General features: G+C 37.2%; 11 protein-coding genes. 4 read left to right on the top strand and 7 right to left on the bottom strand.

Translation table 11 applies throughout. From position 1 onward, the window contains the following. Positions 1-79 precede the first annotated feature (79 nt). Complete coding sequence (gene coaBC / locus NRL14_RS06225; RefSeq protein ID WP_008138084.1) at positions 80-1,273, bottom strand: bifunctional phosphopantothenoylcysteine decarboxylase/phosphopantothenate--cysteine ligase CoaBC; 1,194 nt, start codon at positions 1,271-1,273, stop codon at positions 80-82. A gap of 142 nt (positions 1,274-1,415) precedes the next feature. Here coaBC and radC point away from each other — a divergent pair, with 142 nt between their 5' ends. The 3 genes from radC (at position 1,416) to rpmG (ending at position 2,765) form a co-directional block, all read left to right on the top strand. Further along, entirely contained in the window at positions 1,416-2,090 is a 675-nt protein-coding gene (radC, locus tag NRL14_RS06220) for a DNA repair protein RadC (protein WP_007378615.1), read from the top strand. A gap of 271 nt (positions 2,091-2,361) precedes the next feature. Continuing rightward, entirely contained in the window at positions 2,362-2,598 is a 237-nt protein-coding gene (gene rpmB, locus NRL14_RS06215) for a 50S ribosomal protein L28 (protein ID WP_004335549.1), read from the top strand. 11 nt (positions 2,599-2,609) lie between these two features. Then, positions 2,610-2,765, top strand: a complete 156-nt coding sequence (gene rpmG / locus NRL14_RS06210) for a 50S ribosomal protein L33 (protein ID WP_004335545.1) — start codon at positions 2,610-2,612, stop codon at positions 2,763-2,765. An 865-nt stretch (positions 2,766-3,630) separates the two neighbouring features. On the opposite strand, the gene NRL14_RS06205 is transcribed toward rpmG, so the two are convergent. Further along, positions 3,631-5,421, bottom strand: a complete 1,791-nt coding sequence (locus NRL14_RS06205) for a S8 family peptidase (RefSeq protein ID WP_007378616.1) — start codon at positions 5,419-5,421, stop codon at positions 3,631-3,633. Positions 5,422-5,729: 308 nt separating this feature from the next. On the opposite strand from NRL14_RS06205, the gene NRL14_RS06200 reads away from it, so the two are divergent. Next, a complete protein-coding gene (locus NRL14_RS06200; RefSeq protein WP_306724243.1) occupies positions 5,730-6,914 on the top strand; it encodes an NAD(P)/FAD-dependent oxidoreductase in 1,185 nt (394 codons plus the stop codon). 255 nt (positions 6,915-7,169) lie between these two features. On the opposite strand, the gene NRL14_RS06195 is transcribed toward NRL14_RS06200, so the two are convergent. From NRL14_RS06195 to NRL14_RS06175, 5 genes are read right to left on the bottom strand one after another with little or no spacing between them, the layout of a single operon-like run. After that, entirely contained in the window at positions 7,170-10,496 is a 3,327-nt protein-coding gene (locus NRL14_RS06195) for a type I restriction endonuclease subunit R (RefSeq protein ID WP_306724242.1), read from the bottom strand. Continuing rightward, positions 10,477-11,319 (bottom strand): HNH endonuclease, encoded by an 843-nt coding sequence (locus NRL14_RS06190; RefSeq protein WP_306724241.1) that lies wholly within the window; start codon positions 11,317-11,319, stop codon positions 10,477-10,479. Before NRL14_RS06190 ends, NRL14_RS06195 begins: the two co-directional genes overlap by 20 nt. Further along, a complete protein-coding gene (locus tag NRL14_RS06185) occupies positions 11,319-12,890 on the bottom strand; it encodes an AAA family ATPase (RefSeq protein WP_306724240.1) in 1,572 nt (523 codons plus the stop codon). Before NRL14_RS06185 ends, NRL14_RS06190 begins: the two co-directional genes overlap by 1 nt. A gap of 18 nt (positions 12,891-12,908) precedes the next feature. After that, the gene (locus tag NRL14_RS06180) at positions 12,909-14,084 is read right to left on the bottom strand and encodes a restriction endonuclease subunit S (RefSeq protein WP_306724239.1); all 1,176 of its coding nucleotides are present in this window, start codon (positions 14,082-14,084) and stop codon (positions 12,909-12,911) included. Next, the gene (locus NRL14_RS06175) at positions 14,084-16,177 is read right to left on the bottom strand and encodes an N-6 DNA methylase (RefSeq protein ID WP_306724238.1); all 2,094 of its coding nucleotides are present in this window, start codon (positions 16,175-16,177) and stop codon (positions 14,084-14,086) included. Before NRL14_RS06175 ends, NRL14_RS06180 begins: the two co-directional genes overlap by 1 nt. Positions 16,178-16,239: the final 62 nt, after the last annotated feature.

Raw genomic sequence — 16,239 nt, 5'->3', positions numbered from 1 at the left:
CGCAGTTAAGAACCCTAGTCATTTTTTGTTCAAATGAATGGCGTATGTTAATGTTTTATTCAGTTTGTTTCCAGCCTTTTTATAGATGTTTGGCCAGCTGTTCGATCACCTTGCGGGCTATTTCTGTTTTACTTGTTGGTGGTAATTCTAGTTGTTCATTATGCCAGTACAGTGTTAAAGCATTATGATCGGAATTAAACCCTAAGCCACTTTTTGACACGTCATTAGCGCAAATCATATCTAGGTTTTTGTTTTTTAGTTTACCTTTAGCGTAGTTTTCTACGTTTTGTGTTTCAGCGGCAAACCCTACTGTATAAGGGCGGTTTTGCTTAAGATTAGCAACAGCAGCAATTACGTCAGGGTTTTTAGTTAAAGTCAGTGTGAGTTCGTCGCCTTGCTTTTTCATTTTTTGAGTCGCAATGTTTGCAGCTCGGTAATCTGCAACAGCAGCACAGCCAATAAATGCATCTGATTGTGGCGCGTAAGCAAGTGATTCAGTTAATAACTGCTCAGCGCTTTCTATATTAATAAGATTTGCGCCAGTAGGGGCTTTTATAGTTACAGGGCCTGAAATTAAGTTAACCTTTGCGCCAAGTAATAAAGCCGCTTCTGCAAGTGCGTAGCCCATCTTCCCTGAGCTGTGATTTGATATAAAACGCACCGGATCGAGTGGCTCTCGCGTTGGACCTGCTGTTATTGTAATTGTTTTGCCAACAAGCAGTTGTGGGTGCTCTTTTGTAATACATAGCTGGACAAGTTCATGTGGCTCTAGCATGCGTCCTGCGCCAACATCGCCACAAGCTTGCTCGCCTTTGCCTGGCCCCCAAATAAGTACGTTACGTGCCTTTAGCGTTGCCAAGTTAGCCTGTGTGGCTGCGTGGGCATACATTTGTTGATTCATTGCAGGCGCAACAGCTACTTTTGCAGGTGTCGCCAGTAGCAGCGTAGTTAGTAAATCATCAGCAATACCAGCGGCCATTTTGGCGATAATATTACACGTTGCAGGAGCAACTAAAATTAGATCAGCCCATTTTGCAAATTCAATATGGCCCATTGCAGCTTCGGCTGAAGGGTCTAATAATGAATCTGAGACAATTTCGCCGCTTACAGCTTGCATAGTCAATGGAGTAATAAAGTGCTTAGCGGATTCAGTCATGACTACTTTTACTTCACAACCAGAATCTTTTAATCGCCTTACTAGCTCAGCGCATTTATAAGCCGCAATACCACCGCTAATGCCAAGTACAATTTTTTTGTTCGTTAAAGTGATCATGGTTGTTTATCAGTCTTATTTAATATTGTGTCTAAAATAACAAATCTTTGCTTATTGAGCTAAGTTTTAATACTAAAATAACGGGCAAAATTTGAATTTTGCATTACATTTATAGAACACTTTTGTTCCTCAAGGATGAATAATGCAACTCACTGCACTACCTAATTCGCTTCGCCCTCGTGAAAAGCTCATTGAAAAAGGGGCCAAAGCATTAAGTGATGCAGAGCTTCTAGCTATATTTTTACGTACTGGGTTACCGGGTATGAATGTTATTGAGCTGGCTCAACATTTATTGAATGAAAATAAAACACTGCATAATTTATTTAACGCCAGTATTGAAGAGTTTTGCTCTCAAAAGGGGTTAGGAACTGCTAAGTATGTACAGCTACAAGCTGTACTTGAGTTAAGTCAACGTTACATGCAGGAACGTTGCCAACGAGATGCCGTATTTAATTCGCCAAATTCAGTCTACGATTATCTAACAATTCAAATGCGTGGTTTGCAGCAAGAAGTGTTTATGGTGTTATATCTCGATAGTCAAAATCGTTTAGTTAAAGACGAAATACTTTTTTATGGCACAATTAATTCAGCCAGTGTTTATCCGCGTGAAGTGGTAAAGGCTGCGCTAAAGAATAATGCGGCTGCTGTTATTTTTGCCCATAATCACCCAAGTGGCATTGCAGAGCCAAGCCAAGCAGATAAACTCATCACTAATAAATTACAACAAGCGCTGCAATTGGTCGACATAAGTGTGCTCGATCACATCATTGTTGGCGGTGAAACTTGTGTTTCGTTTGCTGAGCGAGGCCTAATTTAGCTCCTTAGATAGATAAATGTGCTAAAAATGAGCTGTTTAATACGTTTTGGCAAATTAGTTTAATTTAAATGCAGTTTTTACTTTCCCTAAGGGCATTCGATCTTTATAATTGGCCGCTATCAAATTTACATATGAGCTGGTTGGATAGATCAGTATTTGATCTTTGCCTGTAAAAGCTGTATAAAGAGCGCCCTTCGATTTATCTCTAGGGCAGAAATACACGGCCTTAGATTAAATTAAGCTCGAGCGAAGTTATTGGAGATATATAGACATGTCTAAAGTATGTCAAGTTACAGGTAAGCGTCCAGCGGTTGGTAATCACCGTTCACACGCGAGAAACGCGACTAGACGTCGTTTCCTACCTAACCTACAAACACACCGTTTTTGGGTTGAAAGTGAAAAACGTTTTGTAACATTACGCACTACTACTAAAGGTATGCGTATTATCGATAAAAAAGGCATCGACACGGTTCTTACAGAAATCCGTGCTCGCGGCGTTAAAGTTTAAGGATCTGAATCATGCGCGATAAAATCCGTTTAGTTTCAACTGCCGGTACTGGTTTTTTCTACACTACTGACAAAAACAAACGTAACATGCCTGAGAAGATGGAAATCAAAAAGTTTGATCCAAAGATTCGTAAACATGTTCTTTTTAAAGAAGCTAAAATTAAGTAATTTTAGTTCTTCTTTTAGAATGTAAAAACCCAGCCTAGGCTGGGTTTTTTGTTTTTGTGGTTAAGTAATTTAATATTGGTTTGAATAATTAACTAACCTGAACTCTGCTTGAGATAGATTTATTATCCAGAGTTCAGGTTAATTACATAGCTTTAATTTCTTAATTATACTAATTTTCTGGGGTCTGTTGATCTTTGCGGATTAAAATTTATTCAAACTAGGGGCTATTTAATCGCGGCGCGAAATTTGTAACCTAGTGGGCTCGGTAACTGCTCCTGCTCACGCTCTTACCTACATCCATGCAGGCAACAAAGAGTAAATAGCCCCTAGGAAGAACCCTGTGGGCAGCGCCTGTTTGGCATTAATGCTACGTTATCGCCCATTTATGGGGAATAGCCACACTGCATAGGCTCTGCCTTGCTTAAATACCAAACAGGCTACTGCAAATTTAACCTTGAAAGAACAACATACCCTAATTAAGTGATCTACTTTGAGGTGAGAAAACCGTGTTGATAACAAGGCAAAAATTTCATTATTTAGTTGTCCTATATCAGAAATTTTTAACACAGTTAGCGTCAGATTTAATCCCCCAAATTGATTAAGTATTATTGCGGATTGGTATTACTCACCGTATTAAAAATGATTCATAGTCGACTGTATGGATGTAGGGGATAAAGTAAGGCACTGAGTAATTAGTGATAACAACTATAGTCATACTTCACCTTGTTATTGCGCAATTATCTTATCGTTAAATAAACCCATATAAGCAGATTGGCGTAATCCGAGTTGCTATAAATTGTTTTTAAATAAAAAAAGGCCAAGCTTTTCAGCTTGACCTTTGCTCTCAGGGAGTTGTTTCAATAAATTATGGCTGATATTGTCCGGTAAGAGTTAAGCCAGAGAATGTGCTGTAAGCGTTAACGCTTAAATGCCATGTTCCTGCTTGTGGGCTTGAGAATGTACATGTTTCAGCGTTACCATTTTTATATGGACGGCAGTCGTAACTTGATGCTGTTGGTTGGCTACCAAATTTAACAAATAAGTCAGCATCGCCAGTCCCACCTGATGTTGTTACGGTAAATGTAGACATACCGGCAGGTACATCTAGGGTGTAATGTTTCCATTGACCAGCATTAGCACTTACATCACTTACTGAGCCACCACCGGCTGCAGGTGGTGTTGTTGTCGTACCGCCACTTGCTGCAGCAACAGCGGCTGCTGCATCTACAATACCAGTACCACAGTTATTACATGAAGCTGGGAATGAACGCGTTGTCGATTTTAGAATATTTTCTATTTCATCAGGCGTAGCATTTGGTTTGGCTTGCTTAATAAGTGCTGCAACACCAGCAACATGAGGAGCTGCCATAGATGTACCTTGTGAAAAACCGTAGCTATCACTTGAAGGTGTTGACGAGCCTGTATTATAAGTTGATAGAACGCCTTCAGAGTCGTTTGCAAAACTTTGTGCGCCGCCAGGTGCTGCAACATCAATATTGCTACCGTAGTTTGAGTAATAAGCGCGACCGCCGTTGCGCCCAACCGATGCTACGTTTACTACACCGCTACAGTTACCTGGATTGTAGTTTGCTGAGTTGTCGTTATCGTTACCAGCTGCAATAACCACAACGGTGCCATTGCTACGTGCTGTGTTAATCGCATTTTGCGTTGTAGAACTACATGAACCGCTGCCACCTAAACTCATGTTAATTACATCAGCAGGGTTTGAGTTTGCAGGAACGCCTGAAACACTTCCACCTGATGCCCAAATAATGCCGTCAGCAATGTCAGATGTTAAACCACCACACTTACCAAGCACACGAACAGGAACTACTTTTGCATTATAAGCAACGCCAGCAACACCTTCACCATTATTAGTGACAGCAGCAACTGTGCCGGCAACATGCGTACCATGCCAGCTAGAGTTTTGTGCACCGTTTGAACCACATTCATTTGCTGCAACCGCATCGCCAGGATCGCGAGCATCGCTATCACGACCACCGCCATCATTTGCTACCGACAAGTTAGAAATCATATCGTAACCAGGGAGAATATTTGCATTCAAATCAGCATGAGGACGGTAGCCTGTATCAAGCACCGCGACCACTACGCCACTACCTGTTGCTGTATCCCATGCTGCTGGCAAGTTTAGACCACCCGCTTGCTCGTAGTAATGCCATTGATCATCAAAGCGAGGATCATTAGGTGTCGAAAAAGGTTGCAACATTTGATCGACTTCAATGTATTCAACATTGCCAGAAGCAATAACGTCTTGCATAAACTCTTGCGCTTCGGCTGCATTTAGCTTCTTGTCTGCACGCATAACATGGTGATTATTAAGTGCCATTGCACGTACATATTTACCTTTTACCTTCCCTTTTTTAGACGAAAAGTTTTTAACAAAACGTTGAGCGCGTTGTTTCATATTTGATGAGCTAGCGCTCGCTGTTGAAAAAGTGGCTATTTCATTATTGTTATTTTTATATTTAATAATGAATTGGGTTTCAAAACCGCTTTGGATTTGTAGTTTTGCTGTGGTTTCAGCCATTGAAGGAGCAATTGCTTGAGCTGGATTTGCCATACTTGATGTTGCTGAAAAAAGCGTACTTACAGTTAAAGCTATAGCGCACTTTTGAAAAGTTTTTCTTGTTGTCATAATTTTTCCTAGATTTTATTAGTAATTTCGTGATTAATGCTCACGATGTAGGAACAAAGGTAAAGTATTTGTTAATGAAGTTAAAGTATTAATTTCGTTTTATGTATTTTTTTTGGTTATAACTAAGAGCTTTAATGGTTTTTTAATACTTTTGTCGTTGTTTTTAGGGTGTTTCGTGCTTTTTATGATTTGTTAATATTATTGGTTGTTTTTCTGGTTTATTTTGTTGCGTTATTATTGATAATGATTGCGCGCTGTTTGTTGTTAAACTTTGCTATAATCGAAAAAAATTTTAACGAGATAAATAAATGACCCAAGTAGATGTAATAGTAATAGGTGCGGGAGCTGCAGGATTAATGTGTGCAGCGCAAGCAGGATACCGTGGCCGAAGCGTTACAGTACTTGATATGGGGAAAAAACCAGGTCGTAAAATTTTAATAAGTGGTGGTGGGCGTTGTAATTTTACAAATGAAAATGCAACCCCCGATAACTACTTATGCACAAATTCTCATTTTGTTAAATCATGTTTAAGTCGCTATACACAGCATGACTTTATTGAGCTGGTGGACAGGCACGGATTAGCGTATCACCATAAAACACTAGGTCAGCTTTTTTGCGATAACAATGCACAAGACATTGTTGATATTTTACTGACCGAATGTGAGTGGGCAGGGGTAAATATAAAACTACGCAATGAAGTGATCAGCGTATCAAAAACCGAAACCGGCTATAGCGTTACCACAGAGCAAGAAACATTAAGCTGTGAGTCGTTAGTTATAGCATCAGGTGGCTTAACTATGCCAAAACTAGGCGCTACACCAATAGGCTATAAAATTGCGGAGCAGTTTGGCTTAAGCGTGTTACCAACTATGGCTGCACTTGTGCCGTTTACTTTGCATCAGCATGATAAAGAGCGTTTTGAAGGGCTCTCGGGAATTAGCATTCCATGTGAAGTTTCAAGCGAAGACGGCACCGTATTTAAAGAAAATATCCTCTTTACTCACCGAGGGTTATCGGGCCCAGCAATATTGCAAATAAGCTCATTTTGGCGAGCAGGGCAGGCTGTAACTATAAACCTATTACCTGAAATTGATTTAAGGCAGCAACTTGCTGATTGGCGAGAAATGCAAGCCCAAAAGTCGTTAAAAAACAGCCTTGCAACTATTTTACCTAAACGCTTTATAGAAATACTACACGAAAGCAAAGCGATACCAGATTGTAATATTAATCAGCTTACACATGCTCAAATAGATGAGTTAGTAAATTACATTCACGCTTGGCAAATTAAACCCAATGGCACAGAAGGCTATAGAACAGCAGAAGTAACATTGGGCGGTGTGGATACCGACGAGTTAAGCTCAAAAACCTTTGAAGCTAAAAAAGCCAAAGGCCTATACTTTATAGGCGAAGTAACCGATGTAACGGGTTGGCTTGGGGGGTACAACTTCCAATATGCATGGAGCTGTGGATTTGCTGCTGGGCAATATGCTTAAATGTGTGTAGTGACAACAAAGTTTGCACGTAGTGAGGTTTGCCACTATGCTCTGTTTAGTTAAGCGTATTGGTAAAAATTATGTCCAGAGGAAGAAAACTAGAGTCTGTAAAAGACTATCAAAGAGCCCTTAAAAGTAAATATGGCATAGGAGGGTAACCCCCCTAGAAATAATAGATGCATTTAAAACTGAGAAAATCCATTTAAAAAAGAGGCAAAATTAACTATGTCTCTTTTCGTAGTATAAAAGTTTTGGTTATGCCACCCACTTAATATGTTGCTTAGCAAACCCTAAAATCATGTTAAATACCTTATCACTTTTCTCTTTGAATTCCTTACGGTCATAACTTTCAGGTAAATCATTATCGAGAACTTCTTCAACCGTACTTTCCACACGCTTTCTGGTTTGACTATCTTTCCACCAGTCTTGCACTAATACTTTAGGGCTTTCTTCTTTTAAACGTTGGATTAAATGTTGAGCTGCCAATTTAACTTTTTGTTCTTCTGCTTTAGTAAGTTTGTCTTTTTTCAAACTATCAAATATTTCTAATTCGTCTTCCGTTAATCCTAAACGAACATGGCGTTCATCTTCTTCGCTCATATCTTCAGTGTACTTAAGCATTTCTTCATAAGTATTTTCTACTGATGATGAGCCTGAATTATAGCGCTCAATAATATCATGGAAGCGTTGCCCGAAGTCTGTACGATTACTATTTTGCGTAAGCATTGTACGCAATTTATTTTCAATGAAAGAACGCATTTCAGCTATTTCAATATTCTTATATTGAACTGTAATAAAATCTTCTCGTAATTTATCAAAGTCGATTTTACTTAAATCCCACTGCTTACCCTTTTGTACAATTTTGTATTCCGCTTTATGTTCTTTTATGGAGAATTTGTCTGTATTTTTTACAATAATACTCTCATCAAGCAGCTGATTAATTCGTTGGCATACTTCATCTATATCGACATGTTCCAAATGAGCGTCAATAATGCCTCTTAAATATTGAATGACAGGAAATAACAAACGTGGCGGTTGTTTAAATATTTCTGGTTTACAAGCTTCGTATAAACTTGATACCGTATTATCGTATACATTAAAAGATTTACGCCATTCATCACAACTAAATAAAATATCTGCATATTCCTCAAACAACGCAACATTCTTAAATATCTCATCTTGCTCAATAATTCTATCGAGATATACTTTGCGTTCTTGACAGAAAATTACTGTTTGTTCTATTGCATCATCTAATAATTTAAACAACTCATTCTTCTCTTGCACTGGCTGTTCATCATTATTTTTAGAATCCTCACCGCCCTCATCTCCAAGTGCATAATCTTTTAGCGCTTTTTTCATGTTTCGAAAAACATTAAAGTAATCTACAACCTCACCATTATTCTTCTCAACTAATTGTCCATTAAGTCCCAAAATATGATAACCAGAAACACGATTTGCTCGCGCAATGGTTTGCATTAAAGTATGGTCTTTCATAGGTTTATCTATATACAATGTTGATACTGTTGGTGCATCGAAGCCGGTTAACCACATAGCGCAAACGAATACTATCTGTAGTGGATGTTCGGGATCTTTGAAATTCTCTTCAATGTCACATTTATGCTCGTCTAACGAACTCATCCGTTCAGCATGAGGTTTAATATCTAACTTCTGTTTTTTAAATCGTTCTTCGTCTTTACCATCAGTACTAACGACTACAGCCATATCAACACTATCCATGTATTTAATAAGCTGCTTACTGTGCTGTTTTTCAATTTCGTTGCTAGTACTTTTAATAACGCCTCGTAAACGCTTCTTCTCCTGCTTCCACTCGTGCTGAACTTTATCGTACATTCTTACAGCAGTAAATTTATCCAACGAAACTACCATGGCCTTGCCGAGGTAACCACGGCGAGGAAAGTGATAAGCAATATCTTTAGCCACTATTTCTAGGCGGTCGTCTCTTTTTATGACTTCGATTTGTCTTGAATATTTATCTTCCAGTTTCTGCCGCTGTGCCTCATCTAGTTCTTCATTTTCAAGTAATTCATAAAACTCCTCACCCAATTCATCATTTTGATTAGCAACAGTTGGTACACGTTTTTCATAAAACAATGGTACGGTGGCTTTATCATCCATTGCCTGCTGGAAGTTATATTCAGAAACATAATCACCAAACCATTTATTAGTTTTACGATCTTTGCCTAACAATGGGGTACCTGTAAAGGCCATATAATGCGCCCCTTTGAGACCTTCACGCATATTCTCTGCTAACGATTTATATTGAGTTCTGTGGGCTTCATCAACCATTACAATGACTTCACGATTCGGATCAGTTAATAAGTTGGGGTATTTTTTACCTTTCGGCCAACGGAACTTTTGAATGGGAGTAAACACTACCTTTTTATTACTCGACAAGAACTCACGCATTTTCGTTGAGTTTTTAGGTTGCGCGGCTTGGCTTTCACTAATCGTAGCAGTAGAAACAAAATTGCTGTATATCTGGCGATCCAAATCAACACGATCTGTTACGATCACAAAACTGAAGTTACCGTTTACTTTACGGAAAACTTTACGTGCAAAAAAGATCATCGAAAAGCTTTTACCTGAACCTTGAGTATGCCAAAACACACCAAGTTGTCCACTTAGGGTTTTACGGTTTAAAAAGTTATCAAAAGCTTTATTTACACCAATAAACTGATGGTTCTGAGCAATTATTTTATTAGTTTCACCTTTAAACATGACAAAGTTTTCTACGTAATTCATCAACTTTTCTTGCTGACATAAACCTCCAATAGCGAATTCCAAGCTGGTACCTTGTTCACTTATAGTTTTGCGGTCTATTTTTTCTTTTTCGTCATCTACTCGTAACCAGTTAAAAAAGTGCTCCCACTTTGCAGTAAAACTACCAACTTTTGTTTCGATGGCATTAGACAAAATACAAAATACATTGCAATGAAATAACTGAGGAATGTCATTTTTATAATTAAACAGGTTATCGTCAAAAGCACTTTTTAATTTAACATTTGAGTTTTTCAACTCGATAAAAATTAAAGGTAAACCGTTCACATATAAAATTACATCGGGCCGTCGATAACCGGCAAAGGCATTTTGTCCAGTTGACTTAATCCATAACTGTGTAACGGCTAAATAGGTGTTTTTTTTGGGTTCATCAAAGTTGATTAGTTTAATCTTGATGTTATGTTTTTCACCCTGTTCATCTTCAAATTCAACTGGCACACCATCACGAATAAAACCATCTAACTCTTTATTTGCCTTAGCAGGTGACATTGACAAGCGTAAATTCATGACCTGTTCAATTACCTTTTCAACGACTCCATTTGGAACCTCGTCGTTGAGGCTTTCAATGGCATTCAATAAGTATTCTTGTAAAATTACATCCCGCTTATCTTTACGACCAGAGCCATCATTTAGGTCATCAGCATTGGCCGTAAAGCAATCTAAAGCATCAAAACCATAAAGATGCTGCAATTTTTGTATTAAAGCCTTTTCGATATCATCTTCTGAAATAAAATTTTTTGCCATTGCTAATCCCAAATCCTTGTTAAACGTTAAACCCGCCATCACAAAACCAATCGCTTTGAGCTAACGCCTGAAACATTGCTCGTTGCCATGAATTTATGTTATTTCTACCTCTAGTTACTTCTTCTTCCTGTAAATAATTTCTAACTTCTGCCATCCCTGCTTGTGCGTGCAAATCAACTAGCCTATATCTAATATCAGAAACAAAAGCACCTGTTTGCGAAGCGTAAAGTACATTTAACTCTAAAGCGTTAAAGTGGTAACTAATCCGTCTGTTTAGCTCATCATCATATTCAACTACATCTCTAACAAAAAACTGAAATGAAGCAGGTGAAGTTTCTACTACCTCGGCAAATAACCATTGATGCCTTGTAACATCATCGTAATAAGGATGAAGAGTTTGCTCTTCAGCATTGTTGGGTGCATCATCTAGTTTTATTTTATTGCACTTTTCGCAAGAGGGAACCAAATTTATTGGCAGAACAACTAAAGACGGAAATTTAGACTTAGGCAAATAATGATCTACTTGCTCTACTGTCCTATGCGCACATAGAGGGCAAATATTATATGGGGAGCTTTCTTTTATTTCGTCATAATATTTTCTACCTGGCGCTTCTTTTTTTGCCATTCGATTAGTATAAACTTTCTCCATTTCAGCCCTTGAAACGGTGTTATCCACATCATCACTCTCATCAAATAAATGCCACTCGGTAGATTGCGCGTAATTTTCATAATCTAAAGCATCTGCTTCAATTGTATCGGCAACAGATTCTAAATCCGTTTTTAATTGTCTTCTTCTAACTCGACTAATACATGCTAAATAGACTGTTTTAGGATCTAAAGTGGGCTTAGAAAGGATTCTCATTATTCTTCAGCCTCATTTTTCATTGCCAAAATGAGACTGCGTAAAATCCCCTTAGCTTCCGAGCCTAACTGACCATCGAATTGCCTAAGAATTCTTTTATATGATTTGCTTTGCTCTAATTCTTTCTCCAGCAATTTATGATAACCAGAGTTAGATACTTCCAAACTAAATATTTCGCGAGTAAGTACGCCAACACTTTCGCCAAAAGTTTCTATTTGTGGTCTTTCTGGCGTCGCTTTTAAACCACTGCGATTCATTTTATAAACACAGTCTCTAGGAACTTCTTGTAAAATAACGGGTGAGTGTGTAGCGACAATTGCAACTCCGTTGCGATGTGAAAGTAATTCTGAAAGTGCGCGTACAAAAGCAGAAAGTAATGGAGGGTGAAGATGTGCTTCTGGTTCATCAAGCAAAACAAGGGTTTTCTCCTCCACCTTTTCAACCAACTTAGTAATAGTTAGTAGAACAATGGCATGACCAGAACTCATTCGGTTAAAGGTTTTACGAGCAAATGCATTTAGCTCTTCACCTTCGTATTCAATAAACTCCTTACTCAATGCAAGATCTCTAAATAAAGAGTCCGACTCTAAACTTTTTATAGCTTCAAGCCAACGATCAAATTTACCTTTAGAGATTGATGCCACTATGCTATTAACAAATTCGTTTGTTAGCATATCTCGACTCATGGGAGTCCCTTTCTCTCCACCTCTATTTGTGGCCCTCTTTAAGCCGATATATGAATATCTCATCCCCTGTGATTTATCTTTTTTCTCAGGGTAAGGTTCAAATGGATCAAATGCACTAAAAGCTACGGAAACGACACCGGCAAACAATGACTCTGTGTATTCTAAATTATATGGAAGTCCATCCTCATCTAGTGGTACTGAAAATTCTCCAACTTTTTTAATGGTTTCATCATCTGCGACTAATGCTTTAACCATATTATTAAGTAGATGAGTTTTTCCAACACCATTTCTCCCTATAAGAACATGAACGTTACTTGGTGGATTTGATTCAGGATCTACATGAAATTCTAACTCTAAACCTGCTGTTCTTGCCCCTTGTGGGATTTTATATTTGAAGTGAAATTCAGTTTGAATATCACCTCCTTGTAATATCCTTTTAAATTGACCTGAAATTGAAGTTAAGCTGACATCTCGTAATAATGATGATTTAAATACATCTTCACTCATAGCTTTTGACAATAGATCTTCGTTATTGACAACATCGTTAAGAGATTTAAGAATATTATTCCTTAGAGTGGGCTCTAATGACTGAATCGTTGAATAATACTCTTCTGATTGACCTAAAGAAAAGAAGTCATCATCTAGCTGTTTAAAGCGCTTAGTTAGAAGATCAGATGACCAACCTTTGTTTTGCTTTATCTGTCCAATCTTTACGTTGCCAATATCATGCCTTTCACCATTAGTATCAAATACAACTAAGGTGAAAATGGTTTTATAACTGAAATCATCCCAATCAGAGGCTTTTAAATATGCTGTATTAGGTTTTTGGCTAGGTCCAGATACACCGTTAGGCTTTCCCGTATAAAGTTCAAAAGTGATTGCCATGTAACATCCTTGTTTTTGTTAATTTACTTCATTTTTTTCTAACATGCTTGGTGGAAACTGAATATCTAATTTATCAACGGATAATTTTCCAGAAATTAACCTAGGGAGTAAGCTTCTTTTAATCTCTTCTAAATTATGTTGAAAATCGTAATAACTAGCTATATTGTTCAAAATTGGCCTTACTCTATTTTCAAACAAGATTAAAATATCCTTGCTCGGTTTTAAGACCCCCATTCTTTCAAACCCTTTTTTCCAAACAGTATAAGGCCTATCTGAACCATTACTTATTAACATTGCAAAATCTATTGTTGATTGTTTATATAAGGTTAAATATAAGTAGGAATATAGCCATTCTTCTTTAGGTTTAATTACGAAGCAAGTTGTTCTAGTTATTCCATCAAATGGAGCTAAATTCACTTTGTGTTGGTATGGTCGCATTGCCCCAAAAATAAACTCACCTTTTTCAAAAGTTACCAAGCTACTTAAGGCTTTATCATAACCATAATGGCCTATTGGCAGAAAGCTCTTAGCTCCCATTACGTCAAGAGGTAAGTATTTCCTTTTCTTTAAGTGGTCACCAGCTTTTGTACTTTTAGAATTTTCGATAGCTATACTATTTAACTTAACAACATCCCAGCCTTTTGGAATGGTTTTTTTAAACTCAGTATTTTTAAAATCTGGAAAACGAAAACGGACAAACCATTCTTTATATATTTCTTCTACTATATTCTCTAATGTAGAGATTTTATTTTTGTTTGCTTCTATCGCATCGTCATAACAAGATATTATTGCTGCTATTTTTTTTTGTATTTTAAGTTCAGGAAAAACAATTTTTATTTTATGTAGATGATTTCTATTAAGCGTTGGATTTGAAGAACCAGTATCAAAGTTTTCTAATTTTAAAGACTTAAGGTAATAGGAAATAAATCTTGGGTCATTTCCTTTAAAATCTTTAACCCATAGAGTAGTGTCATGTGGCCAAAAGTCTTGTTTTATAAAATGTGATGTCCCTAAAGTGCCTTTCCTTCCAATTATAACTCCTGGACCTTTTACTTTAGATTCATTGTGAAAACTAGATATACCCGAAGAAGAAACAATTGGTACACTTCCCAAAGTTTGTTCTTTTTTTGTAATATCAAAACCACGTTGTAGAGTTAGTACTTCTCCTAGGGTTGTATCTTTAAATATTGCCATTAGTTACCTATTAAAACATCTATGTTGTTTTTTATTATGATTTCTAAATCGGTCGCTTCTTGACTTAAGTTTTCAAATTTTTCTGATAACTCAGTAATACCGGATAAAAACTCCTCTTCAGTCTTTCCATCCTCTTCAATGACAACACCAACATAGCGCCCTGGGTTCAGAGAGTAATCTTGCTCTGCTAACTCTTTTTGAGTAGCTAATTTACACAATCCTATTACGTCTTCATATTCAGCTTTAGGAAAACGCTCTTGTAACCAGAGAATATGCTTAAAATAGCTCTCTGCATTTTTTACCTCTTTATGAAGTAAATTTAAAGCTTGTTTAAGTTGTTTGATTTCTTTATCAATTGTAGCTCGTTTACCTTTAGCTTTAGCAATATCTGCTTTAGACTTTTCATGTTTTCGTACAGTTTTATCTAATTGCTTTAAGCCTGTATGTAAAGAATCAAAGAAGGGGTCAAATATTTCACGCAATGTATGCTGAGTTTTATTAAGTGTTTCTATTTCTGCTTGTGTGGTAAACCTACCGTTTGTTTCTTTTATGTATTCAGAAAAACTCTCTTTTAACTTAGTTAGTGTTTTCCACTGACTAACTAAATCACCAACAGCGATTTTTCCCTGTTCATCATTAAGAACTTCTATTAATTGTTCACTTACAGGCTTTACTTGCTTGTAGTTTTCTTCAAGCAACTCAACGCCTTTTTTAAAATAAGTATCAATAGTGCGGATGAACGCCAATCGGTTACCTTTATGAAGTTTACTAATTAACGCAATATTTTGAATTTGTTCTTCATTAAACTCACGGTGTGCACGATCAATTTGAGTGAAAGTATTGCGAGCATCAATGAATAGTAACCTATCGCCTTTTTTGTCCTTATCAAAAAACCACAAGGTCGCTGGTAATGTGACCGTATAAAACATATTGGATGGTAGGGTTAACATTCCGTAAATGAGATTTTCTTTAATTAGTGTTTTACGAATATCCGCTTCAGAATGACGAGCATCAGAAGCTGAGTTCGCCATTACCAATGCTGCGCGGCCTTTTTCTTTTAATGAAGTGGCAAATAGATTGATCCATAGATAGTTACCGTTTGGTACCGTTTCTTTACCTTCTTCACCGACCTTTACTTTTCCTTTTTTACGAGGAATACCAAAAGTATTAAAACGTTTATCATCTTTAACATCTAAATATGGAACTGAAGTTGCGTTAAAAGGGGGGTTAGCCATTACGTAATCAAACTTTTTAAATCCGTCAAACGGATCATCAGTATAACTGTTAGCTTCTGCTACTAGGCCCTTTAACCCGTTTACAGCGATGTTCATTCTTGCTAGTTTTACAGTTTCGGGGCTTTTTTCTTGCCCATAAATAAACAGCTGATCTTCTTCGTGTAACTCGCCTAGTTCTTCTAATTCCTTACGATGGTCTTGAACAAATTTTTGTGACTGAACAAACATACCACCAGAACCGCATGCAGGATCGTACACCGTGCCTTTGTGTGGTTCGATGATTTCTACCATCAATTTAACAACAGATGTCGGCGTATAGAACTCACCACCACCTTGACCTTCAGCTAAAGCAAATTTAGCTAAAAAGAACTCGTAAATTTTACCTAATATGTCTCCACTGGCATCATGTGGGATATCAGCAAAGGCTCTTAATAAATCGAATAAAATGACATTACCTTTTTTAACAAGTTGAACGTAATCATCTTTAGGTAAACAATCGGCTAGCTCTGGTTTATATTTTTCAATATCTTTCATCGCTTGTTTAATAGCTGTGGCGATATCTTCTTGCTCAGACAAATTTAACAAATAATCGTAACGCGCATGTTTTGGAAGGTAAAGACCACACTTTTCAATGGCAATATCTTCAATTATTTTTTCACTACGCTTACCTGAATGCTTGGCGTATTCCGCGTTGATTTCTTGTTCTTTACGGTTGTAGGCATTGTCGGCGAATTTAAGAAAAATCAAGCCTAATACTGGTGCAGCATATTCATGGGATTTTAGGCCAGTATTATCGCGCAAGTTATTTGCCGCTTGCCAAAGGTCATCTTCTAGTTTTTTAAGTTGTTCTGCATTCATTAAATTTATTTACTCGTTAAATAGTTAGTACGACTTTATTTTCAAATTTCACGAAAAACTTT

Origin of the sequence: Pseudoalteromonas sp. 20-92, from assembly GCF_030847595.1 — a bacterium.
GTDB classification, from domain to species: Bacteria; Pseudomonadota; Gammaproteobacteria; order Enterobacterales; family Alteromonadaceae; genus Pseudoalteromonas; species Pseudoalteromonas fuliginea.
This window is presented reverse-complemented; position numbering and strand designations above follow the sequence as displayed.

Bases quoted from the DNA above. Each gene is read 5' to 3' on its own strand.
- coaBC (WP_008138084.1), bottom strand. From the start codon at position 1,273: ATGATCACTTTAACGAACAAAAAAATTGTACTTGGCATTAGCGGTGGT.
- radC (WP_007378615.1), top strand. From the start codon at position 1,416: ATGCAACTCACTGCACTACCTAATTCGCTTCGCCCTCGTGAAAAGCTC.
- rpmB (WP_004335549.1), top strand. From the start codon at position 2,362: ATGTCTAAAGTATGTCAAGTTACAGGTAAGCGTCCAGCGGTTGGTAAT.
- rpmG (WP_004335545.1), top strand. From the start codon at position 2,610: ATGCGCGATAAAATCCGTTTAGTTTCAACTGCCGGTACTGGTTTTTTC.
- NRL14_RS06205 (WP_007378616.1), bottom strand. From the start codon at position 5,421: ATGACAACAAGAAAAACTTTTCAAAAGTGCGCTATAGCTTTAACTGTA.
- NRL14_RS06200 (WP_306724243.1), top strand. From the start codon at position 5,730: ATGACCCAAGTAGATGTAATAGTAATAGGTGCGGGAGCTGCAGGATTA.
- NRL14_RS06195 (WP_306724242.1), bottom strand. From the start codon at position 10,496: ATGGCGGGTTTAACGTTTAACAAGGATTTGGGATTAGCAATGGCAAAA.
- NRL14_RS06190 (WP_306724241.1), bottom strand. From the start codon at position 11,319: ATGAGAATCCTTTCTAAGCCCACTTTAGATCCTAAAACAGTCTATTTA.
- NRL14_RS06185 (WP_306724240.1), bottom strand. From the start codon at position 12,890: ATGGCAATCACTTTTGAACTTTATACGGGAAAGCCTAACGGTGTATCT.
- NRL14_RS06180 (WP_306724239.1), bottom strand. From the start codon at position 14,084: ATGGCAATATTTAAAGATACAACCCTAGGAGAAGTACTAACTCTACAA.
- NRL14_RS06175 (WP_306724238.1), bottom strand. From the start codon at position 16,177: ATGAATGCAGAACAACTTAAAAAACTAGAAGATGACCTTTGGCAAGCG.